Origin of the sequence: Flavobacterium sp. (genome assembly GCF_039916025.1) — a bacterium.
Lineage (GTDB): Bacteria > Bacteroidota > Bacteroidia > Flavobacteriales > Flavobacteriaceae > Flavobacterium.
Genome location: NZ_JBDSMB010000158.1, coordinates 1 through 23296, shown reverse-complemented (window position 1 = coordinate 23296; position 23296 = coordinate 1). Strand labels below are relative to the sequence as shown.

At 37.4% G+C, this 23296-nt stretch carries 17 protein-coding genes; 10 read left to right on the top strand and 7 right to left on the bottom strand.

Annotation, left to right across the window (positions count from 1 at the left end; translation table 11 throughout):
- The first annotated feature begins 61 nt into the window (after nucleotides 1-61).
- Nucleotides 62-2482 carry a ribonucleoside-diphosphate reductase subunit alpha gene (locus tag ABIQ27_RS12240; RefSeq protein WP_348034184.1) on the top strand — a complete coding sequence of 807 codons (2421 nt, stop codon included), beginning with the start codon at nucleotides 62-64 and terminating at the stop codon, nucleotides 2480-2482.
- A gap of 64 nt (nucleotides 2483-2546) precedes the next feature.
- On the opposite strand, the gene ABIQ27_RS12235 is transcribed toward ABIQ27_RS12240, so the two are convergent.
- Nucleotides 2547-4103, bottom strand: coding sequence for a glycosyltransferase family A protein (locus tag ABIQ27_RS12235; RefSeq protein ID WP_348034183.1), 1557 nt, complete (start codon nucleotides 4101-4103; stop codon nucleotides 2547-2549).
- A 113-nt stretch (nucleotides 4104-4216) separates the two neighbouring features.
- On the opposite strand from ABIQ27_RS12235, the gene ABIQ27_RS12230 reads away from it, so the two are divergent.
- The 4 genes from ABIQ27_RS12230 to ABIQ27_RS12215 are packed head-to-tail and all read left to right on the top strand — an operon-like array spanning nucleotide 4217 to nucleotide 6793.
- Complete coding sequence (locus ABIQ27_RS12230) at nucleotides 4217-4441, top strand: hypothetical protein (RefSeq protein ID WP_348034182.1); 225 nt, start codon at nucleotides 4217-4219, stop codon at nucleotides 4439-4441.
- 2 nt (nucleotides 4442-4443) lie between these two features.
- Nucleotides 4444-4959 carry an RDD family protein gene (locus ABIQ27_RS12225; protein ID WP_348034181.1) on the top strand — a complete coding sequence of 172 codons (516 nt, stop codon included), beginning with the start codon at nucleotides 4444-4446 and terminating at the stop codon, nucleotides 4957-4959.
- Nucleotides 4956-5408 (top strand): GNAT family N-acetyltransferase, encoded by a 453-nt coding sequence (locus tag ABIQ27_RS12220; RefSeq protein ID WP_348034180.1) that lies wholly within the window; start codon nucleotides 4956-4958, stop codon nucleotides 5406-5408. The genes ABIQ27_RS12225 and ABIQ27_RS12220 overlap by 4 nt, the downstream gene beginning before the upstream one ends.
- A 50-nt stretch (nucleotides 5409-5458) precedes the next feature.
- Nucleotides 5459-6793 carry a deoxyguanosinetriphosphate triphosphohydrolase gene (locus ABIQ27_RS12215; RefSeq protein ID WP_348034179.1) on the top strand — a complete coding sequence of 445 codons (1335 nt, stop codon included), beginning with the start codon at nucleotides 5459-5461 and terminating at the stop codon, nucleotides 6791-6793.
- Here the strand turns inward: ABIQ27_RS12215 and ABIQ27_RS12210 are convergent.
- Complete coding sequence (locus ABIQ27_RS12210) at nucleotides 6790-8592, bottom strand: 1-deoxy-D-xylulose-5-phosphate synthase (protein ID WP_348034178.1); 1803 nt, start codon at nucleotides 8590-8592, stop codon at nucleotides 6790-6792. The two genes, ABIQ27_RS12215 and ABIQ27_RS12210, sit on opposite strands and share 4 nt — an antisense overlap.
- Nucleotides 8593-8629: 37 nt before the next feature.
- Between ABIQ27_RS12210 and ABIQ27_RS12205 the strand changes: the two genes are divergently transcribed.
- The 3 genes from ABIQ27_RS12205 (at nucleotide 8630) to pbpC (ending at nucleotide 17376) form a co-directional block, all read left to right on the top strand.
- Nucleotides 8630-9073 carry a nucleoside deaminase gene (locus ABIQ27_RS12205; protein WP_348034212.1) on the top strand — a complete coding sequence of 148 codons (444 nt, stop codon included), beginning with the start codon at nucleotides 8630-8632 and terminating at the stop codon, nucleotides 9071-9073.
- A gap of 129 nt (nucleotides 9074-9202) precedes the next feature.
- The gene (locus ABIQ27_RS12200) at nucleotides 9203-14869 is read left to right on the top strand and encodes an MG2 domain-containing protein (protein WP_348034177.1); all 5667 of its coding nucleotides are present in this window, start codon (nucleotides 9203-9205) and stop codon (nucleotides 14867-14869) included.
- A gap of 131 nt (nucleotides 14870-15000) precedes the next feature.
- Nucleotides 15001-17376 (top strand): penicillin-binding protein 1C, encoded by a 2376-nt coding sequence (pbpC, locus tag ABIQ27_RS12195; RefSeq protein WP_348034176.1) that lies wholly within the window; start codon nucleotides 15001-15003, stop codon nucleotides 17374-17376.
- 370 nt (nucleotides 17377-17746) lie between these two features.
- On the opposite strand, the gene ABIQ27_RS12190 is transcribed toward pbpC, so the two are convergent.
- From ABIQ27_RS12190 to ABIQ27_RS12180, 3 genes are all read right to left on the bottom strand, one after another.
- Nucleotides 17747-18508, bottom strand: coding sequence for an XRE family transcriptional regulator (locus tag ABIQ27_RS12190; protein WP_348034175.1), 762 nt, complete (start codon nucleotides 18506-18508; stop codon nucleotides 17747-17749).
- A 237-nt stretch (nucleotides 18509-18745) separates the two neighbouring features.
- Nucleotides 18746-19252, bottom strand: coding sequence for a YcxB family protein (locus ABIQ27_RS12185; RefSeq protein WP_348034174.1), 507 nt, complete (start codon nucleotides 19250-19252; stop codon nucleotides 18746-18748).
- A gap of 163 nt (nucleotides 19253-19415) precedes the next feature.
- Complete coding sequence (locus tag ABIQ27_RS12180; protein WP_348034173.1) at nucleotides 19416-19856, bottom strand: hypothetical protein; 441 nt, start codon at nucleotides 19854-19856, stop codon at nucleotides 19416-19418.
- 191 nt (nucleotides 19857-20047) lie between these two features.
- On the opposite strand from ABIQ27_RS12180, the gene ABIQ27_RS12175 reads away from it, so the two are divergent.
- The gene (locus ABIQ27_RS12175; RefSeq protein ID WP_348034172.1) at nucleotides 20048-21409 is read left to right on the top strand and encodes an exonuclease domain-containing protein; all 1362 of its coding nucleotides are present in this window, start codon (nucleotides 20048-20050) and stop codon (nucleotides 21407-21409) included.
- A 1-nt stretch (nucleotide 21410) separates the two neighbouring features.
- Complete coding sequence (locus tag ABIQ27_RS12170; RefSeq protein ID WP_348034171.1) at nucleotides 21411-22037, top strand: alpha-ketoglutarate-dependent dioxygenase AlkB; 627 nt, start codon at nucleotides 21411-21413, stop codon at nucleotides 22035-22037.
- A gap of 187 nt (nucleotides 22038-22224) precedes the next feature.
- Here the strand turns inward: ABIQ27_RS12170 and ABIQ27_RS12165 are convergent, their stop codons facing one another.
- Both ABIQ27_RS12165 and ABIQ27_RS12160 read right to left on the bottom strand, forming a co-directional pair.
- Nucleotides 22225-22587 carry an STAS/SEC14 domain-containing protein gene (locus ABIQ27_RS12165; protein WP_348034170.1) on the bottom strand — a complete coding sequence of 121 codons (363 nt, stop codon included), beginning with the start codon at nucleotides 22585-22587 and terminating at the stop codon, nucleotides 22225-22227.
- A gap of 260 nt (nucleotides 22588-22847) precedes the next feature.
- A partial coding sequence (locus ABIQ27_RS12160) for a ribonuclease E/G (RefSeq protein ID WP_348034169.1) occupies nucleotides 22848-23296 on the bottom strand: 449 nt, incomplete at its 5' end.

The window sequence follows — 23296 nt, the reverse complement described above, 5'->3', positions numbered from 1 at the left end:
GCTAAATTACAAATAACCAAAAGCAGCGAAGGGATTTTCTGTTTTTAAAAACGACAAGCTTATGTATGTAGTAAAAAGAGACGGCCACAAAGAGCCAGTAATGTTCGACAAGATCACGGACAGAATTAAAAAATTATGTTACGGATTGAACGATTTGGTCGACGCAGTAAAAGTCACCATGCGTGTAATCGAAGGCTTGTATGACGGAGTTACTACTTCAGAACTTGACAACTTAGCTGCAGAAACTGCCGCTTCCATGACAATTGCACACCCGGATTATGCACAATTAGCAGCGCGTATCGCGATTTCTAACTTGCATAAAAACACCAATAAATCATTCTCGGAAACCATGAAAGAAATGTACTTTTATGTAAATCCAAGAAATGGTCAAAAAGCACCATTATTATCTGATGAAGTGCACGAAGCTATTCAAGCTAATGCAGAATATTTAAATTCACATATCATTTACAACCGTGATTTCAATTACGATTACTTTGGTTTCAAAACTTTAGAGCGTTCGTATTTGTTAAAAATCAACGGAAAAATCGTTGAACGTCCACAACATATGTTGATGCGTGTTGCGGTTGGAATTCACTTAAACGACTTAGAATCCGTAATCGAAACTTACGATTTGATGTCGAAAAAGTTTTTTACGCATGCAACGCCAACCTTGTTTAACGCAGGAACGCCAAAGCCACAAATGTCTTCTTGTTTCTTATTGACAATGAAAGACGACAGCATCGACGGAATTTACGATACACTAAAACAAACAGCAAAAATTTCACAATCAGCAGGAGGAATTGGATTGTCAATTCACAATGTTCGTGCGACAGGATCCTATATTCGTGGTACAAACGGAACTTCAAACGGAATCGTTCCGATGTTGAGAGTTTTCAATGATACAGCTCGTTATGTAGATCAAGGTGGCGGAAAACGTAAAGGAAGTTTCGCGATTTATTTGGAAACCTGGCATGCTGATATTTTCGAATTTTTGGATTTGAAAAAGAATACCGGAAAAGAAGAAATGCGTGCACGTGATTTATTCTTCGCGATGTGGACATCGGATTTATTCATGAAACGCGTTCAGGAAGATACTACATGGACACTGATGTGCCCGAACGAATGCCCAGGATTATGTGATGTTTATGGAGACGAATTCGAAGCATTATACACCTCATATGAAGCACAAAACAAAGGAAGAAAAACGGTTAAAGCGCGTGAGCTTTGGGAGAAAATCCTCGAATCACAAATCGAAACCGGAACGCCATATATGTTGTATAAAGATGCAGCAAACAGAAAATCGAACCAAAAGAATTTGGGAACAATCCGTTCGTCAAACCTTTGTACCGAAATCATGGAGTACACTTCTGAAGACGAAATTGCAGTTTGTAATTTGGCTTCGCTTTCGTTACCAATGTTTGTTGAAAACGGTGAATTCAATCACGAATTGTTATACAACGTAACAAAACGCGTAACCAGAAACTTAAACAGAGTAATCGACAGAAATTACTATCCGGTAAAAGAAGCCGAAAACTCTAACCTTCGTCACCGTCCGGTTGGATTGGGTGTACAAGGTCTGGCTGATGCTTTCATTTTGTTGAGAATGCCTTTCACAAGCGACGAAGCTAAAAAACTGAATCAGGAAATTTTCGAAACTTTATACTTCGCAGCAGTAACCGCTTCGATGGAAGAAGCAAAAGTTGAGGGGCCATATTCTACTTTTAAAGGTTCGCCAATTTCAGAAGGAGAATTCCAACACAATCTTTGGAACATCAAAGACGAGGAACTTTCCGGTCGTTGGGATTGGGCAGCTTTGAGAAAAGAGGTTATGAAACATGGAGTTAGAAACTCACTATTGGTTGCGCCGATGCCGACAGCTTCTACATCACAAATTTTAGGAAACAACGAAGCATTCGAACCTTATACTTCAAACATTTATACACGTCGTGTTTTGTCTGGAGAATTCATCGTGGTAAACAAACATTTACTTGAAGATTTGGTAAAACGTGGACTTTGGACCGAAGATTTGAAACAACAATTAATGCGTAACAATGGTTCGGTTCAGAACCTTGATATTCCGGAAGATTTGAAAGAATTGTACAAAACTGTTTGGGAAATGTCTATGAAAGACATCATCGATATGTCGCGTCACAGAGGTTATTTCATTGACCAATCGCAATCGTTGAACTTATTTATGCAGGATGCCAACTATGCGAAACTGACGTCAATGCATTTCTATGCATGGCAAAGCGGATTGAAAACTGGAATGTACTATTTGAGAACTAAAGCTGCAGTTGATGCTATCAAGTTCACATTGAACAACGATAAAAAAGCAGAACCAACCGCACAGGTTGCAGAACCGGTAGCAGTTGAAGTTGTAGCGCCAAACGAAACAGGCGAAATGACAGCCGAAGATTTCAAAGCAATGGTAGAACAAGCGAGAAACGCTGGTCCGGACGATTGCGAAATGTGCGGTTCATAATAAAGGAAGTATTAAAAATTGAATTAATAATTGAGAAGCAGCTGTCGAAAGATGGCTGTTTTTTTTATGTTTGATTCTTTTCATTTAATTTATTAGCCCAAAAAACACTCTGATTCCATTCCTTTTTAAATTTGATTGTGTATTTAAAAGGATTTTTGACGGATTGCCTTTTATAATATTTAAAAAACAAAACCGTTTTGTAACCTCTGATTTCTTCAATGTTTTGGTGGAGTAATTTATAAAGCATCACGGTCGGAGACGGCTTAGGTTGAACCTTTTCACCATGCCAGTCAAATTTGAATTTAGTTCGGAATCCACCCATCGGAGCTTTGAGGTGGAATATTTTTGGCTTAGAGAAAAATAACACGTCGGTACCTGATGCCCGTATTTGTTTTCCATATTCATAGTCCTCACCATAACCTAATTCAATTCCCAGGTTAAAACGGATATCCTGTAGAATCTCGGATAGCACAAAACTACTGCAGGTGCCAAAACTTCCCCATTGAAAGGGTAAAGAATCTATGAATTTTTCATCTTTCTGCAAACAGGAAAGGGTGATGGCTTTCTTGCCATAATTTTTACAATTCAATATACATTCAGACAAAAACGAGTTTTCAATGCGGATATCGTCATCAGCGAAGAAAACCCATTTGCTTTCCAATTGCTTCAGGGCAATATTTCGCGCATTAACAGCACCTATTCTATGGGTAAATGTATGTTTTATGATAAAAGGCCAGGTTTCATGAGTAAGATAATCTAATTCAGAACCCATATTCGGATCTGCATTTTGTTCAACAATGATAACATTAACAGGAGGATGATCCTGATTTTTTAAATCCTGAAGCGTATCATACAGGTATTTTTTTCTGCCAATAGTTGGAATCAAAACATCTACAGTGTCTTCAGGGCCAATTCCGGAATGGGGTAAAAACGGGACATCAGAGATGTCATATTTACCTGGATTTACCCGTTTATAAACAAAAGAAAAAAGAAAAGGCAGCAAAGGCAACTTTCTTTCATACACCATATAATTAAAAAGTAACAGGAAAATCCATCGAATCCGGTAATGCTGCTTAACAAACCTGAAGAGCGTAAACCGTGATGCTTTTTGTGTCGGAGCATTATTAACGGCAATTCCATTATGGAGCAAAGCTGGCTCAGAATAACAAAACAAGCCCAACGTAAAATAGGTTTTGGCCAAAGAATTTAAGAAATAATCAAAATTTGCATCTGGTTTGATGGCATCTTTAATTTTTAAAAACACAGAAGCATGCGCAAATCCCACAGTACTGGACATGAGCCACGTAGGATAGGTTTTTATTTTGGGAATATTGATAAAAGGGCAATTCTCAACATAACCAATGGCGTCAGTCAGATAATTGCCTGCCGCCTGCCGGAACGAAAACAAAGCATTTTTATAGGCATCATATTTTTTGATAAAATCCGTGTTTAATTGATTTTCCATCGATTGATGGCACCACGCTATTTTTTTTTCGGGAAATGCCGTTGCAAGTTTTAAAATTACCAAAGCTATGGTATCATTTTTAGAATATTCAACTATATCATGTTCCGCAGAAAGAACACGACAAACCCTTTTGTTGTTGTGAAATATAATAATCATATTTTCAAAGATATAAAAAGTGATAGAGCTTCTACAAAATAACTCCAAAAAGTTAAAGACTTAGTTGATGTCCATTTGGTTTTTAACTACCTTTGAATTCAAATTAAAATCCCATGTCAAAAGATAAAAAAGGAGTTTATACAGGAATTATAGAAAAAGACAAAGACGGCAATTATTTTTGCGGTGAATACCTGTTGGATTATAAATATACCGAAGCCAGCTTTAAGCTTGGTGACGAAATCAATATCAAAACGGTGATTGCTAATCCGAGTGATAAAAGTTATAATTTGTACCCTAAGAAGTCACGAAACTTCTTTTTAGCAAACCAGAAAGAATAGATATGGAAGATAATTACCAACCACCATTTGAAGTAACCGATGATATTTTAGCATCGAACGGACAACGATTTCTTAATGTTGTCATTGATTATGTTATGCGACTAATCATTTTTGGAATAATCGGCTTTATCGCCGGACTTCTAAGCGTCTTATTTGATGCGCCCGGAATTGTGACTTTCTTTGCAGAAATGGGGAAACTACAGGAATTTACTTTAGGTATTTTTTTAATATTGATTTATTACAATGTATTTGAAGCATTCTTTTCAACTACAGTTGGAAAATTAATTACCAAAACCATAGTGGTGGATGAGAACGGAGATAAACCAACAAGTCATGCTATTTTGTTGCGGACAATTTGCCGATTAATTCCATTTGATGCACTTTCCTTTTTTGGATCTCCCTGCAGAGGTTGGCATGACAGTCTTGCCAAAACTTATGTGGTTAAAAAAGAAGAACTGGCAATCAAAAAAGAGTTGTTTTATTCTTTCAAAGAAATCGGGAAAACAGAAGAGTTGTGATAACATTGGTAAGAACCACATCAGACAATGAAGATTTTGGCAATTTAGTTATTGAACTGGATGCTTATTTGCGAATTCTGGATGGTGAAGACCACGCTTTTTATGCGCAGTTTAATAAAACCAGCTTACTTAAGAATGCCATAATTTGCTATGAAAATGGCAAAGTTGTTGGCATTGGTGCCTATAAAGAATTTGAACCCAACGTTGCCGAAATTAAACGAATGTACACGTTACCGGAATCTCGAGGAAAAGGAATTGCCAAAGCCATTTTAACCGAATTAGAAACCTGGGCAAAAGAAGAAAACTACACCACTTTCATACTCGAAACCGGATTCATGCAGGTTGATGCGATTGGCTTGTATCAAAAACTGGGTTATCAAATCACAGAAAACTTTGGGCAATATATTGGCGTTGCCAACAGCGTTTGCATGAAGAAAATCATAAAATAAGTTATATTTGTTCAAATCCTAATTCCAAAAATCCTTAATCCTAAATTAAAATGAACTGGGAACAACTTTTATCTTTAAAACGTCAGGGCGATACGAGCAAGCGTTTACGTGTGGAGCAAGACGACACGCGCTTGGGCTTTGAAGTTGATTATGACCGAATTATTTTCTCGGCCGCATTCAGGAGTTTACAGGATAAAACCCAGGTTATTCCACTTTCCAAAACCGATTTTGTGCACACACGTTTGACACACAGTTTGGAAGTTTCCGTAGTTGGGCGTTCGATAGGAAGATTGGTTGGTAAAAAAATTCTTGAAAAATATCCGCATTTAAAAGAAGTCCACGGTTATCATATGAACGATTTTGGAGCCATCGTTGCTGCGGCTTCGTTAGCACACGATATTGGAAATCCACCATTCGGGCATTCAGGTGAAAAAGCAATTGGCGAATATTTTTCTATCGGAAAAGGGCAACAATACAAAGACCAACTAACGGATAAACAATGGCAGGATTTAATTGATTTTGAAGGAAATGCTAATGGTTTTTCGGTGCTTTCAAGTTCACGTCCGGGAATTGAAGGAAGTTTGCGTTTGACGTATGCTGTTTTGGGTGCGTTTATGAAATATCCAAAAGAAAGCCTGCCAAAAAAACCAACAAAAAACATCTCTGACAAAAAATACGGTTTCTTTCAATCTGACAAAGATTTCTTTAAAGAAGTCGCTGAAGAATTGGGAATGATTCCTAATAAAACCGGAAATGATATTGGTTTTGAGCGTCATCCTTTAGCTTTTTTAGTCGAAGCTGCCGATGATATCTGCTACACTATTATCGATTTTGAAGACGGAATAAATTTGGGATTGGTTTCTGAAGATTTTGCTTTAGAATATTTAATCAAATTAGTAAAAGACACGATTGACACAGCCAAATATCAAACGCTGACAACCAAAGAAGACCGCATTAGTTATTTGCGCGCATTGGCAATTGGAAACTTAATCAACGATGCAGTAAAAGTTTTTATCGAAAATGAAGAAGCAATTCTAAAAGGCGAATTCCATTTTGCATTGACCGATAAAAGCAAGTACAAAGCGCAAATGGACGATATCATCAAGTTGAGTGTAAAGAACATTTACCAAAGCCGCGAAGTAATTGAAAAAGAATTGTCTGGTTACCAAATCATCAATAATTTATTAGATAAATTCATCACGGCGTACAATAACAATCACGAAGGAAAAGCTACGAATTACGATAAATTGCTTTTGAAAATCCTTCCGGAAAAGCACCATTTAGAAAAGGAAACGTTATACGATAGATTGCTACACATTTGTCATTTCATTTCGATGCTGACGGACGGGAATGCTTTGCTGTATAACAAAATTGTGACGGCTTAATCTTCGTCTTCCTCTTCTTCTTCAAGCAAACCAGAAAAAAGCGAACGCAAACCATCGATATCAATGTTACAGAATTGTTGCAGCTCGTCAACAGTTCCATGTTCGATAAAATAATCGGGAACACCGTTAAGGAAGATTTCGTTTACGTAATCATTTTTAGCAGAAAATTCTAAAACAGCACTTCCAAAACCACCTGTTGTAACGCCATCTTCGACAGTAATTATTGTCGAGAATTTATCACAGATTTTGTGCAGTTTCTTTTCATCTAAAGGTTTTACGAAACCAAAATGATAATGCGCAAAATGATGTTCCGGATCTTCAATACCGCTTAATGCTGCAGTAACATTGTCGGCAATGGTTCCTGTAGAAAGAATAGCAACTTTTTTTCCTTTTTTAAGCTTTTTGGATTTTCCGATTTCAATTTTCTGAAAGTCTGTTGGAAATTTCCAATCAGCATTTTTGCCTCTTCCTCGCGGATAACGAATCGCAATAGGATTTTTTAATCCAAGTGAAGCAGTATAGAGAATGTTTTGTAATTCGATTTCATCTTTCGGAGCATAAATAATCATATTTGGAATGCAACGCAAATAGGCCAAATCAAAAACACCGTGGTGTGTGGCGCCATCTTCTCCAACCAAACCTGCTCTGTCTAAACAGAAAATTACCGGAAGATTTTGTAAAGCGACATCATGAATAACCTGATCATAGGCACGTTGCAAAAAAGTTGAATAAATGTTGCAAAAAACAACCATTCCCTGTGTTGCCATTCCGGCCGAAAGTGTCACTGCATGCTGCTCGGCAATACCAACATCAATAGCTCTTTTTGGGAAGGCATCCATCATAAACTTCATCGAACTCCCGCTTGGCATTGCAGGCGTGATTCCGATAATCTTTGGATTATTTTTTGCCAATTCGACCAATGTCAAACCAAAAACATCCTGGAATTTTGGTGGCAAGTTTTCTGTCGATGATTTGATTAGTTCTCCAGTTGCGGCATCGAATTTTCCCGGCGCATGATATTTTACCTGATCATCTTCGGCTTGTTGTAAGCCTTTGCCTTTGGTTGTAACGATGTGTAAAAACTTAGGTCCTTTTACTTTTTTCAAACGTTCTAATTCGGTGATTAAACCATCAATATCATGACCATCAATTGGCCCTGAATAATCAATATTCAGTGACTTAATTATATTGTTTTGTTTTGGATTTTTTCCGTCTTTGACTGCAGTCAGATAGTTTTTCAAAGCACCAACACTTGGGTCAATTCCGATAGCATTATCATTCAGGATTATTAAGAGATTAGCATCAGTAACGCCTGCATGATTCAAGCCCTCAAAGGCAATCCCGCTCGCAATTGAAGCATCACCAATCACCGCAATATGATGTTTATTTTCGCCTTTAAGCTGAGAAGCAATCGCCATTCCTAAAGCTGCCGAAATAGATGTTGAAGAATGTCCAACGCCAAAAGTATCATACATACTTTCGCTGCGTCTTGGGAAACCTGAAATTCCGCCAAGCTGACGATTGGTATCAAATTTCTTTCTTCTTTCGGTTAAGATTTTGTGTCCGTATGCCTGATGTCCAACATCCCAAACGAGTAAATCATTTGGCGTGTCAAAAACATAATGCAGAGCAATAGTCAACTCAACAACACCAAGCGATGCGCCAAGATGACCTTCTTTTACCGAAACAATATCAATGATAAAATCGCGCAATTCTTTTGCCAATAATGGCAATTGAGAAACGTCTAATTTTCGCAAATCGATTGGATTGACTATATGTTCGAGCAATTTTTTTGACATGAGACAAATGTACGAATTGAAATCGTATTTTTGTTTTATGGAAAGCCCTTTCACCGACGAATATTTTATGAAGAAAGCTTTGCAGGAAGCCGAACTCGCTTTTGAAAAAGGTGAAATACCGGTTGGAGCCGTAATTGTAATCGATAATAAAATCATTGCAAGAACTCACAATCTGACCGAAATACTCAATGATGTTACGGCTCATGCCGAAATGCAGGCCATAACTTCGGCTGCGAATTTCATTGGCGGGAAATATTTAAAAGGGTGCACACTTTATGTAACTATCGAACCTTGTCAAATGTGTGCTGGCGCTTTGTATTGGAGCCAAATTTCAAAAATTGTTTTTGGAGCTTCAGATGAACAACGGGGCTACCAAAATTTAGGGACAACAATCCACCCAAAAACCCAAGTAATTCAAGGAGTTTTATCAAAGGAATGTTCGGATTTAATGCTGCGCTTTTTTGCTTCCAAAAGAAAATAAATTTACAGGAAAAATATTCCCAAAAAATAGTTGATATTTCAGATAATATTTTGATACTTTTAACGTTATATAGCTAATTGAGGAAAATCACTCAAGGCATAAGTTCTAACAAATAATTCATTTACATCCATGAAAACCAACAAGATTTTCGGCTTGTTTGTTGCAATTCTTTTATTGCAATCCTGTTCTAAAAAATCGGCTTCCGATTTTGATTCAGACCCTTCTCTTTTTAAAGATTACATTACAGGATTTTCATCTGGTTTCGTCTCGGTCAACTCCGATTTTAGGGTTCAATTGGCCTTTAACAAAAATGATTGGAAACCCAATCAGGAATTAGACGAAGATTTATTTGATATTTCGCCAAGCGTAAGTGGAAAAGTAGTAGCACTTTCCAGCAATACAATTGCATTTATTCCAAAAGAAAAATTGGATCAAAATACGTTGTACCAAATCACCTTACATCTTTCTGATATCACCAATAAAGTTCCAAAGGAACTTAAGGATTTTAATTTTTCTGTTAAAACAATCAAGCAGGATTTTATTGTGAATACACAGGATTTGCAATCATACAGCAAAGATTGGTACTATTTGAACGGAACGCTAAAAACTGCCGACAATCTTAGTTTTGAAGAAGCTCAGAAAATTATTAAGGCCACACAAAGTGACAAAGATTTAAAAATAAAATTTGACAAAGCGACCAGTACAAAAACGGAGTTCAAGTTCATGATTGACAGTATTCAGCGTTTTGAAAGTGAAAGCAAAGTAAAAATTATCTGGGATGGTGATGATGTAGATATTGACCAAAAAGGAAAGACAGAATTTCCGATTCCGGGTAAAGACCAGTTTAAAGTATTGACAATCCAGGTTGGCGATGCCAATAACCAATCAGTGTTAATTAACTTTTCGGATCCATTAAAAAAAGATCAGGATTTCAAAGGATTAGTGTCAATTGAAAACACAAATAACCTGAAGTTTTCCACTATGGGAAATGTTTTAAAAGTGTTTTATGACAAAGAACCTGCAGGTTCAGTTGATAAAGGAAATTCTAATTCCACTGTTGAAGTTGGAGCAGCTGAGGCTGTTGACACAACAGTGGTAGTTATGGATTCTACAGTGACTGTAGCTTCAGCGGTTACAGAAGTTACAGTTGCTATCGAGCAATCTTTTTCGGGAAGCAAACTGGTTGAGGTTTTTCAGGGAATTGAAAGCATTGATGGCTATAAAATGAAAAATAACTATTCTGAAAAATTGATGTTTGATCAGATAAAACCCGGAGTAAAATTATTAAAAAGCGGAACTATTTTGCCAAGTTCCAATAATTTAAAAATCAACTTTGAGGCAGCTAATCTGAATGCGGTTGATGTAAAAATCTATAAAATTTACAAGAATAATATCATGCAGTTCTTGCAGGATAATGAAATTAATGGCACACGAAACCTAAGACGCGTAAGTCAGGCTGTAGCCAAATCCACTATCGAATTAAAGCAGAATAACATATTGGATTATACCAAATGGAATACTTACGCTTTGGATATTTCAAAGATTATAAAACCGGAACCGGGAGCAATTTATCGTGTTGAGTTCTCTTATAAAAAGAAATATTCATTGTATAAATGCGAGACATCGACAGCAACTTCAGAAAATAACGGCGACAACGAAGAACAGGAAGAAGATAACGAAGATGACATTAATTATAGTGGCGATAACTATGATTATTATTACGAAAGAGATTATGAATGGAGAGAAAGCGAAGATCCATGCACCAGTTACTATTATTATAACACCAGAATTGGAACCAATGTTCTCGCTACGGATTTAGGAGTTATTGCCAAAAGAGGAACGGATAAATCTGTTGTGATTGCGGTGAGCGATATCGTTTCTACCGATCCGGTTAGAGGCGCTTGTGTTGATTTATACAATTACCAACAGCAAAAAATCGCTTCTTCATCAACAGATGGAGACGGAATGGTTTCGTTCCAATTGGAGAAATTTGCCTATTTCGCCATTGTGACTAAAGGCGACCAAAGCACTTATGTTAAATTAGATGATGAACTTTCATTATCGGTCAGTAATTTTGATGTTTCAGGCGAGACTTTACAAAAAGGACTGAAAGGCTATTTGTATGGCGAACGAGGTGTTTGGCGTCCGGGCGATACTATGTATTTGTCTTTTATTCTGAATGACAATGCTAACAAATTACCGGCATCGCATCCTGTAAAATTGAAACTGAATGATCCACACGGAAAAACAGTTTATCAGTCGGTTCAAAAACTGAATGAACTCAACCATTACAAATTTGTAGTGCCAACACAAGACAGCGCACCAACAGGGAATTGGGAAGCCGTTGTAAGCATTGGCGGCGCCCGTTTTTACAAAAGCATAAAGGTTGAAACCATCAAGCCAAACCGTTTGAAAATCAAGAATAGTTTCAACGACCCTATTCTTTCTGCGAGCAAAAACAATGTCAACAACATTCAGGTTTTATGGCTTCATGGCGCCGTTGGTAAAGATTTAAAAACCGAAGTTCAGGCCAAATTCTTCCAGCAGTCCACCACTTTTAAAGGATATGACAAATATACTTTTGATGATCCGACAAGAACTTTCTCTACAGAAGAAGTTAATATTTTCTCCGGGAAAGTCGATGGAAACGGTCGCGCTTCTATTCCGATAAAACCAAGCATTCAAGGGCAAGCACCTGGAATGTTGCGCGCAGCTTTTATCACAAAAGTGTATGAAAGCGGCGGCGATGTTAGTACTGATGTAGCATCTACAACGTATTCTCCATACAAAACTTATGTTGGTGTAAAATCTCCAGAGCCAAACAAATATGGAATGATTGAAACGGGAAGAGACAATCGTTTTGATATCGTAACTGTTGGCGAAGACGGAAAACCAAAATCGGTTAAAAATTTAGAAGTCCGGGTTTACAAATTAGAATCACGTTGGTGGTGGGATGCTTCTAATGATAATTTGTCAAATTACAATACGACAAATTCAACAATTGCCTATAAAAACTATGTTGTTAGTACTGATTATTCAGGAAAAGCCAGTATTTCTTTCTCTGTACGAAATGAAGAATGGGGAAATTATTTAATCCGTGTTTCCGACCCAACTGATGGTCATGCGACTGGAACAAAAGTATATATAGATGAACCTTATTGGTCAGCAGAATCACGAGCCGGTAATGGTGAATCGGCTACTATGTTGCGTTTTTCTACCGATAAAACCAACTATGCCGTTGGAGATGTAGCCAAAATATTCTTCCCGTCCAGCGAAGGCGGAAGAGCTTTGATTTCTATTGAAAATGGAACAAAAGTGGTAAAAACACTTTGGGCAAAAACCAAAAAAGGAGAAACTTTAGTTGAGCTGCCAATTACTGGCGAAATGGCTCCGAATGTCTATATCAATATTTCACTTTTACAACCACATGCTTCGACCAAAAATGATTCGCCAATCAGAATGTATGGTATTGTCCCAATCGAAGTTGTAGATAAAAATACCGTTTTGGAACCACAGCTTACGATGCCGGATGTGCTTCGTCCGGAGCAAACGGTGAATGTAAAAGTTTCGGAAAAACACGGCAAGAAAATGACGTATACCATCGCGGTGGTTGATGAAGGTTTGCTTGATTTGACTCGTTTCAAAACACCAAATGCCTGGGATAGCTTCTACACACGTGAAGCTTTGGGTGTCAGAACCTGGGATATTTATGATCAGGTGATTGGTGCTTATGGCGGAAAAGTAAATCAGGTTTTCAGTATTGGTGGTGATGCTGATTCCGGTGGAGGAAAAGCCAAAAAAGCGAATCGTTTTAAACCGGTTGTACTTTATTATGGTCCGTTTGAACTGAAGAAAGGCGAATCAAAAAACACTAAAATCACGCTGCCAAAATATATTGGTTCTGTTCGGACTATGGTTGTGGCTGCAGATGCACAAACCAGCGCTTACGGAATGGCAGAAAAAGCTACGCAAGTTAGGAGTCCGTTGATGGTTTTGGCTTCGTTGCCAAGAAAAATTTCGCCTTCAGAAAAAGTAACTATTCCGGTAACCTTGTTTGCGACTGAAAAGCAAATCAAAAACGTAACACTTCAAATCAAGGCAAATAGTGCAGTTAAAGTAATTGGAAGTACAACACAAAAAGTAACTTTCACAGAGCCTGATGAAAAAATGGCATACTTCAATTTAGAAGTTGGAAGTATTACAGGAATTGGTAAAATAGATATTATTGCGACTTCAGGAAAAGAAAAATCAACCTATTCTGTAGAGATTGATGTGACCAATCCGAACCTGGTAACGAATGCTTATTCTGATATTGTGATTGAACCAAATAGTTCCAAAACGATTACCTGGAAAACTTTTGGCGTAACCGGAAGCAATAAAGCAGGAGTAGAAGTTTCATCAGTGCCAACGGTAGATTTTGGACGAAGATTGAACTATTTAATTCAATATCCTCATGGTTGTGTAGAGCAAACGACTTCTTCGGTTTTTCCTCAATTGTATCTTACTGATATAATGGATTTGGACGCTGTCCGCAAACAGGATATTCAACGAAATGTAACAGCAGCAATCCAAAAACTGGGTAATTTCCAAGTGGCAAATGGCGGCTTCTCTTATTGGCCGGGTGAAGGTTCCGCTGATGATTGGGGAAGTTCTTATGCCGGACATTTCCTGATTGAAGCTGAGAAAAAAGGCTATGTTCTGCCAATAAACTTCAAATCAAAATGGATTGCTTACCAAGGGAAAATGGCCAAGCAATGGCGTTACGAAAATCAATATTACAACGATATGGCGCAGGCTTACCGATTGTATACACTAGCGCTCGCAGGTTCACCAGATTTGGCTTCAATGAACAGACTGCGTGAAACTATCGGAATTTCTAACGAAAGCAAACTCCGATTGGCAGCGACTTATGCATTGGTAAAACAAAATGCGGCCGGGTTAGCATTGTTGAGCAAATCGTTTATAGATGAACAGGATCATACTGACTATTATTACTATTATTATGGTTCAGCCGATAGAAACAGAGCAATGGCATTGGAAACATTGATTTTATTGGGGCAAAAACAAAAAGCATTTGCTATGGCGACCAAGCTGGCAAAAAACCTTTCAAGTGACAGATGGATGAGCACGCAAACAACAGCTTATGGTTTGTATGCGATGTCAAAATTTGCCAAATCAAATGGTAGCAAAGGCGTTTCGGTTCAATATTCAAATGGCGGAAAAGCAGTAATTATCAATACAAACAAAACGGTAGCACAAAGAAATTTGATTGTGAAAAATGGAGGAAATGCCATTACAATCAAAAACAACAAAAACAATACGCTATTTGTTCGTGTATTGAATAGTGGGATATTGCCTGTTGGAAGTGAAAAAGTAATGCAGAATAATTTATCTGCCAGCGTTGTTTTCAAAGACAGAAAAGGGAAAGCGATTTCGGTTACAAAAATTGCGCAGGGAACCGAATTCTATGCCGAAGTTACTTTGACAAACCGTAAAAATGAATGGGTTGAAAACATTGCGTTGTCACAAATTCTGCCTTCCGGGTTTGAAATTGTAAATACACGTTATACCGATTTTGGAGATGCAACCAGTAATGTCGCCGATTATATTGATATCCGTGACGACCGGGCCAATTACTATTTTGGTCTGAAAGCCAGTGAAACACGCAAATTCAAAATCCTGCTGAACGCCTCTTATCTGGGCAAATATTATTTGCCGGGATTACAATGCGAAGCTATGTATGACAACGATTTCCTTGCAAGAACAAAAGGGCAATGGGTTGAAGTAGTTAAATAAAAATAAGGAGCGGGTGGCTCGGGAATTATCAGGAATGGCAATTCCCGCTATTCGCTTCAATTTTTTTGTAAACAAAAAAGATTTACTCTCCTATCGGGGCTATTCAGTAATCCATTTGAATTTTTGTAATCGTGAAAACAAAACTAAAAGCGTTAGGACAGCGCTTCATTAACTATATAAAACGCAACCCAAAGAAGTCAGCCGCAGTATTCATACTGTTGGTGGTTTACTACTTTTCGTTGCCACGCACACTTTTCGAAGAACCGTATTCCACCGTTATCGAAAGCAATGATGGCGAATTATTGGCTGCCAAAATCGCCCGTGATGGACAATGGCGTTTTCCTGCAAAAGACAGTGTTCCCGATAAGTTCAAGAAATGCATTGTCTATTTTGAAGACGAACATTTTTACTATCATCCCGGTTTCAATCCAATCGCGATGTTCAAAGCATTTCAGCAAAACAGAAACGCTGGGAAAGTGGTTCGTGGCGGAAGTACATTAACACAACAGGTTATTCGTTTGTCGCGCAAAAACAAAAAGCGAACGTATTTCGAAAAAGGAATTGAAATGATTCTGGCGACACGTTTAGAATTGCGTTATTCCAAAGATAAAATCATCGAATTATACGCTGCACATGCACCTTATGGCGGAAATGTGGTTGGTTTGGAAATGGCTTCGTGGCGTTATTTCGGAGTGCAGTCACATCAATTGTCGTGGGCAGAAAGTGCTACTTTGGCGGTTTTACCAAATGCACCAAGCCTGATTTATCCGGGAAAAAATCAAATCAAGTTACTGAAAAAACGCAACGGATTGCTGTTGAAATTATACAATGAAAAAATCATTGATAAGCTTACATACCAATTGTCGATTACCGAACCGTTGCCACAAAAACCATATTTGGTTCCACAGATAGCACCACATTTATTACAGCGTGTAGCCAAAACGGATGAAGGGAAACGCATCAAAACCACGATTGATATTTCGTTGCAAAACAGAGTAAATCAAATCGCAACTCAGTATTACAATCAGTACAAACAAAACGAAGTGCATAATTTGGCTGTGATTGTTATCGATATTCAAAACCGAAACATCATCAGTTATGTTGGAAATTCGCCAACGGATAAATTCCATGGCAAAGATGTGGATGTTATTTCGGCGCCACGAAGTACGGGAAGCATTTTGAAACCGCTGTTGTTTGCTTCGATGCTTGATGAAGGAGAAATTTTGCCTAATACTTTAGTGGCTGATATTCCAACGCAGATTTCGGGATATACGCCTGAGAATTTCAATCACTCTTTTGACGGCGCAGTTCCGGCGCAGCGTGCTTTGTCTCGTTCGTTGAATATTCCGGCGGTCTTAATGCTGCAGGAACATGGAGTAAATAATTTTTATGAATTGCTGCAGAAATTTAAGCTGAAAAACATTAACAAACATCCGGATCATTATGGATTGTCGCTGATTCTTGGCGGTGCCGAAAGCAATCTTTGGGATTTGTGCAGAACCTATGCTAATTTGTCTTCAACGGTGAATTATTTCAACGCTTCTGATGGAAAGTACAGAACAAAGGAATTTGCTGAACTGAATTATGTTCATGGTTTTGAGCAGGATTATGGCGAAACAAATTATCAAAAAACGATATTGGGCGCTGGTTCAATTTATCTGACCTATAATGCAATGAAAGAAGTCAATCGTCCCGAAGGCGATGAAGCCTGGAAGTTTTATGATTCGTCGTTGGAATTGGCATGGAAAACCGGAACAAGTTTCGGAAACCGCGATGCCTGGGCAATTGGAACCAACTCTCGTTATGTAGTTGGTGTTTGGGTTGGAAATGCAAATGGCGAAGGCAGACCGGAATTGACTGGTGTTGGAAGTGCGGCGCCGATTTTATTTGATGTTTTTAATTTGCTGCCAAGAAAAAAATGGTTTCAAACGCCGCTAAACGATTTGCAATATGCTGATGTTTGTGCGTTAAGCGGACATTTAGCACAGGATGATTGTCCAAAAATCAAACAATTGATTACCAGAAAAGGGATGAAGACTTCGGTTTGTGCCTATCATAAATTAGTGCATTTGGATGCTACGGAACAATATAGAGTAAACAGCAGTTGTGAAGATGTAGACAATATTGTGACCAAAAAATGGTTTGTTCTGCCACCGGTTATGGAATGGTATTATAAAAGCCTGCATATAGATTACAAGCCATTGCCGCCTTTTAGAGATGATTGCCAGCAAACGCAACAAGCATCTATGGATTTTATTTACCCGAAAACAAACAGTAAGATTTATTTGGCCAAAGATTTCAATAGTAAAATTCAGCCTGTGATTCTAAAAGTGGCGCATTCCAACAAGGAAGCCAAACTCTATTGGTATGTTGATAATGCCTATAAAGGAACGACGCAAACCTTTCACGAAATGCAGATTGAAGCCGAAACAGGTATTCATTATATCACTGTGGAAGATGAATTTGGGAATGATATAAGAAGGAAGATAGAAATCATCAAAGATTAAATCTTTGATTGTCATCCTGAGCCCAGTCGAAGGGAAAGACTAAACCCTAGCCCGGATTACCTCATCTTTCATCTATTTTTAATAGATATAGCGTATAGCCGGAAACAGCTACAAAAAAAATCTGAGGAAAGATTAGAAACTTATGGGAATTATTGAAATCAGGAGCTGAATCTTATAACTATTTTAAACGTCATCTGCCTAATTTTGAGTTTTTAAAATATAAAAAGATGACTGAATTATTGAAATGTGGACCTGGAATATTAGTTTTTTTTGGAATGGCAATTATAGGTGTTGTATTCATAGCAATTAGCTTGTTTACTGGTCAAATGATAAACAAAAAGACAATTATCTAATTTGTTTTTCGGGTTTATTAAAGCCTGTTTTTCAGTTGACTAATATCACGGCTCATTTGCAAAAGCAAATTATCCATTGAAGCAGTTTCGGTAAACGGTTTATTATCGTCTTGTCCAATATGGGCTACATATTCCCAAATTTCCAACACATCGGAAAGCTTGATATCATAAGGGCTGTAAATAATATTGTCCGGTTCAACAGTTATCGAATCGTCATTTTTACTGTTTAATCGCTTATACGTAATTCCCTCGCTTTGCGTAATTATGATATAGGTTTTATCTTTTTTTATTTCGCCAAGGTTTTCAATATATCTTCCCACAATAAAACTCTTATCTGTGTGTGGCGGCATCGAATCTCCACCAATTGGGAACGCCCTCATTTTACCAGCGCCTAAAAATGGCAATGCTATTTGCTGCAGGTTTTCAATAAATTCGGGATCGGCATAACCACTTAGATAACCCGCTCTTGCTTTATGAGGGACAATCTCTATAAAGTTGTTTCCGCTTTTGTCGACAATTATGGGCAATAAAATCCGGTTATCTCCCAGTTTAAGCAAATCATCCACAGGGATTTTCCTCAAATCCACAGACAATAATATATCAATACTGATGTGAAAATACCTTGACACTCCCAACAGAAACTCTGGAGGCGGAAGATTTATCCCACCTTCGTATTTTACATAGCGATCTCTTGGCACACTGCAACCATCTGCGACGACCTGCTGTGTAACGCCTTTCTTGTTTCTAAGGACTTTTATATTATCTGAAAATAATGACATGATAGATTGATGTGAGGATTTATCACTTCAAATATAAAAATTAAAGTGATAAATTAGCATAATTCTGTAGAATATATTTAAAACCACAAGGTTAAGATAATGTCGAGCTCAAACTATTACTCTTCAACTTCAATTATTTTAACATTAGTGCACACTTTTTTTCTAAAAAAAAATTGCCACATTTTTTGCACATAATTTTAAAACCAAAAAATTTTGTGCAGTAAATGTTAAAATTTTTTAGTCGGTTGACGATATTTTAGCAAAATTGATCTTGCCAACTTTTGATTTAATAAAATCTAATTGATTTAAAGTTAACTTTTCCTTGTCTATGAAGTTTCCCATTTTTTTGGTATGATAAAGAATTATGAATTTCCCAATTTCCTTTTGTTTAATAATATGTGCCCATAAATATTCTGCTTTGAAAGTAGTTCCTTCTACAAGTAAACCATTTTCTCCAAACGTATATTTTATATCATTTCTAAAACTTGGATTTGAATTAAATTGGTTAACCGAAATCAAGACAATCAATAAAGGAGCAAAAACAATAAATGCACCTATTAAAAATTCATAATATGGAATTTCATAATTTTCTACCGGATGCAAATACTCATAAGTCAATGCTGTAAGATAATAAAGCCCGAAAAGAGTAGTAAGTATGAATCCAGGCTTTTTATAGAGTCCAATAAGCATCACTTTTGCATATTTTTTGGATGTCATTCTTGTTGTTATAGTAAAGTTTTCCATTAGGATAAGGGTTTTTAATTTTACCGCTAATGTTACGCGGCTTGGCGTCAGTGCGATCTTAGGAACGAATTATTTTCTGTTAAAGATAAAAATTCTTGCGAAACGTGAACGTGAACTTACCACAAAATTCGCAATTGCGAGAAACAGCTGTTAGTGGCAGTTATTATTCTACTCGCTTTAAAATTATAGTTCGTTTGTCTTTTTTTGATGAAAATCTTTTTGGATATTTTTTTTCGCCTGTTCTCATTTCTATTGTGTTTTTATCTAAAAACCTAACTATCGATTTAAAATGTTTTTCTTCTTTCTCGATACCTTTTACATATACAATGAAATCAAGAAGTATTGGTGAATTGCTATAATCAATTATATATTTATAAATATAATTTTTGTCACCATATTGATAATTCTCTCCTCCAAAAGTTCTGTCTTTTGAAGTAAAAGTAACAAAACCTTTATCGTCAAGTATAGTGCATCCTGAATGTTCACTATAATCAGTGCCACACCATTTTCCAATAAGGCTATTTTCTACGCTATTCTTATTGTCAATTTGACTAAAACAATTACATGTAATTAAAGAAATAACAATCCAAAATATTTTTTTCATTTAGTAAAATTTGCAGTTATGTGTGGTAATTGCCACTAACTTATATATATGCGTAACATCACATTCATATCACCTGCTAATATAAGAAAATATACACGACGAATGTTAATGTGAGGATTTGTCACTACACTTATAATTATCAAAGTGATATTTCCGCATAATTTTGTGTTCTAGTATTTTACCACAATAAAATGAAGAAACAGGAATTCGCGATAGTCGATATCGAGACCACAGGTGGTAACGCCAGTGGCAGCCGTATCACTGAAATCGCTATTATAATCCATGACGGTACAACCATTATTGATCGCTGGGAATCTTTAGTAAATCCGCAAAAGGATATTCCGCTTGCTATTTTTGCGTTAACCGGAATCAACAATGAAACCGTTCGTGATGCTCCGATATTTGATGACATTGCAGAAAAAGTATTGGAGATGCTTTCCGATCGTATTTTCGTCGCGCATAATGTCAACTTTGATTATTCTTTTGTCCGCCACGAACTCGAAAGGTCAGGATTCAAATGGACCGCAAGAAAATTGTGTACTGTTCGCGCCACAAGAAAAATTAAGCCGGGACTTGGTTCTTATAGTTTGGGAAATCTTTGCAATTCATTAAACATAAATATCGAAAACAGACACCGAGCTGGTGGCGATGCAGATGCTACCACCATTTTGTTTTCCAGATTATTGGAATGGGATATCGACGGTGAAATGGAAAAAATGATTAAGAAGACTTCACAAGACCAGCGATTGCCACCCAATTTGCCTCCGGCTGATTTTGAACAATTACCTGAAAAACCGGGCGTCTATTATTTTTATGACCAGGCAAAAAAGGTAGTCTATGTTGGAAAAGCAGTCAATATAAAAAAGCGCGTAGCTTCTCATTTTACCGGACATAACATCAACCCGCAACGGCAAAATTTCTTAAAAGATATATACAGCATCTCGTTTGAGGTTTGTGCTACCGAACTGATGGCGTTGTTGCTGGAATGTAATGAAATCAAGAAATTATGGCCCACGCATAACAGAGCTTTAAAACGCTTTGAACCCAAATACGGACTTTATCAGTATGAAGCCCGCAGCGGCTACAAGTATCTTGTGCTGGGAAAGCTTAGTAAAAACCAGATGTGCATAGAAGTTTTCAATAGCGAATACGACGGGATAAGATTATTACGAAGCCTTATCGAACAATTTGAAATTGATTATCGGTTTTGCAAATATGGAAGCCTAGGTGAAGGAGAAGTTTTAACGCAACCTGATCTCACTAATTTACCGGAAGTTGAACATCACAATCAGCAACTCGAAAATGCCATCCATTTTTTTCTGCAGAACAGACCAAGCTTTGCCATTATGGATAAAGGCAGGAGTGCTGACGAACGCAGTTGTATCTGGGTTGAAAAAGGACACTTTTATGGCATGGGTTATTTTGCTTCAGACCTTGCGTTTGTTGAAGCATCGGAAGTAAAAGATTATGTCACACCTTATCGAAGCAATCAATATATCATGCAATTGATTTATAGTTATGCAGAAAAATATCCGGGAAAAGTAAAGAAATAAGATGATTCTGTTTGATGACACCGAAATGTTCACTTCAGGAGTGCGAGGCAAAAAGGTTTATGACCAGCCTGATTGCGACCTGTTGTTGATTGACAACTTCTTCGTTAAGGAAGAAGCGGATGAGTATTATAACACACTGCTTAACGAAACAACCTGGCGCGAGTATGAGATGCCGATGTATGATAAAATTCTAACTGCTCCGCGTATGGTTTCGTGGTATGGCGATACAAATCGTCCTGAACGGAAATCCAACCCGAATTGGCCTCCGGAATTACTGACAATAAGAAAAAGAGTTGAAATGGAAACACATATAAAATTCAATGCGGTTTTGCTGAATTTATACAGAAATGGGAATGATGGAGTAGGATGGCACAGCGATAAGACAACCAGCACGAATAAGGATATGAATATAGCTTCGGTAACCTTTGGCGAAACGCGGATGTTTCGTCTGCGGCATAAGTTTTTGAAGCATATACCCAATATAGAAATCCCATTATATCATGGTTCTTTCTTATTAATGGCCGGTCCAACCAATAGTTATTGGGAGCATCAGGTTCCAAAAACGGCAAGGGATGTTTTGCCGAGAATCAATCTTACTTTTAGGCAGGTAAAAATTGATAAGCAATAAAAAAAGTCCTCTCGTTAAGAAACGAGAGGACTTTTAATTTTTTCTATCGAACCGCCGTGTTGCTGATTGGTTTCCACTTAAAGTGCCAACGTTAGGTTATTACATGCACGAAGGGACGGAAAGTACATGCCCTGTTACAGCCTCCTCGACGAACTGTCATCCCTCGTCTTCGTACCGACAGAAAAATTTATTTATCTCCGACCCAAAGTAAGGCTACATCAAGTTCATCTTTTTTGAAGCCTTTGTATTCGCCGGGAGCTATATAGCTGAAAGCATTTGTAAAGCTTATTATTTTATCTGAATCACTTACAATTGCGGCTTTGTGCCATTTCCCAAAATTTTTGAGACCAATCATGGCATCTTCAAACCATGCACCCATGGTATAATTTCCAAGATCTGTATCGAGTTCGAGCAGGAAATTGAGCTCATCAGTTTTTGCAACCAATGCTTCCACGGCAGGAACTACTACGTCTTCGTAATCTTTTTTGGTAACTTCTCCTAATGCTCTGAATGCCGCTACATTATCGGGAGATTTGATTAGCTGTATCATAACTTTTTTCTTTTTTAGTAATTGTTATAGTACAAAGTTATTTCATATATAATAGACTTAATTATATGATTTCTTTTTAAAGTTATAGGATATTGGGTTGATAAGCAGATTTCTTTTAGCCCGGATGGTAGCCAGCTACCGTGCAGCGCGGACAGCCGGAAACAGCTACAAAAACTGAACTGAATTACTGCGTCAGTTCGCTACGCTCGTGTCAGCTTAAACAAAAAAACCGTCTCGTTATAGTAACGAGACGGTTTCTTTTATTTTTCTGAAATCTCTTTTCCTTTTTCATCAAAGAAATGATATTCCAAATACGTGTAAGCGTCACGAGGTATGATTTTCACCCACTTTTTATGTTCAAAAAACCATTTTGAACGTAATGATGGAAAACCTTTTTTAAGGTATGCTGCCACAAAAGGATGCACATTTAGTGTTACTTTTTTCTGGCCATTGATAATTTTTTCAAGAGAAAAACCAATTTTATCTATAATCTGAATTGGAGCGTCAATGTCGCTGGTCAAATTATTTGGATTTTCTTCCCTTGTTTCTATATTGACTTCTGGTCTTACCCGTTGTCTGGTAATTTGGACTAATCCAAATTTACTTGGCGGTAAGATTTTGTGTTTGGCTTTATCGTCGCTCATTTCTTCTCTAAGGAAGTTGAACAACACTTGGCGATTGTCTGGATCTTTCATATCGATAAAATCGA

What these genes read in the sequence shown, in the direction of transcription:
- ABIQ27_RS12205 (WP_348034212.1), top strand. Translation starts at nt 8,630, where the DNA reads ATGGAAAGCCCTTTCACCGACGAATATTTTATGAAGAAAGCTTTGCAG.
- ABIQ27_RS12215 (WP_348034179.1), top strand. Translation starts at nt 5,459, where the DNA reads ATGAACTGGGAACAACTTTTATCTTTAAAACGTCAGGGCGATACGAGC.
- ABIQ27_RS12190 (WP_348034175.1), bottom strand. Translation starts at nt 18,508, where the DNA reads ATGTCATTATTTTCAGATAATATAAAAGTCCTTAGAAACAAGAAAGGC.
- ABIQ27_RS12175 (WP_348034172.1), top strand. Translation starts at nt 20,048, where the DNA reads ATGAAGAAACAGGAATTCGCGATAGTCGATATCGAGACCACAGGTGGT.
- ABIQ27_RS12165 (WP_348034170.1), bottom strand. Translation starts at nt 22,587, where the DNA reads ATGATACAGCTAATCAAATCTCCCGATAATGTAGCGGCATTCAGAGCA.
- ABIQ27_RS12210 (WP_348034178.1), bottom strand. Translation starts at nt 8,592, where the DNA reads ATGTCAAAAAAATTGCTCGAACATATAGTCAATCCAATCGATTTGCGA.
- ABIQ27_RS12200 (WP_348034177.1), top strand. Translation starts at nt 9,203, where the DNA reads ATGAAAACCAACAAGATTTTCGGCTTGTTTGTTGCAATTCTTTTATTG.
- ABIQ27_RS12225 (WP_348034181.1), top strand. Translation starts at nt 4,444, where the DNA reads ATGGAAGATAATTACCAACCACCATTTGAAGTAACCGATGATATTTTA.
- ABIQ27_RS12170 (WP_348034171.1), top strand. Translation starts at nt 21,411, where the DNA reads ATGATTCTGTTTGATGACACCGAAATGTTCACTTCAGGAGTGCGAGGC.
- ABIQ27_RS12185 (WP_348034174.1), bottom strand. Translation starts at nt 19,252, where the DNA reads ATGGAAAACTTTACTATAACAACAAGAATGACATCCAAAAAATATGCA.
- ABIQ27_RS12240 (WP_348034184.1), top strand. Translation starts at nt 62, where the DNA reads ATGTATGTAGTAAAAAGAGACGGCCACAAAGAGCCAGTAATGTTCGAC.
- ABIQ27_RS12235 (WP_348034183.1), bottom strand. Translation starts at nt 4,103, where the DNA reads ATGATTATTATATTTCACAACAACAAAAGGGTTTGTCGTGTTCTTTCT.
- ABIQ27_RS12180 (WP_348034173.1), bottom strand. Translation starts at nt 19,856, where the DNA reads ATGAAAAAAATATTTTGGATTGTTATTTCTTTAATTACATGTAATTGT.
- ABIQ27_RS12230 (WP_348034182.1), top strand. Translation starts at nt 4,217, where the DNA reads ATGTCAAAAGATAAAAAAGGAGTTTATACAGGAATTATAGAAAAAGAC.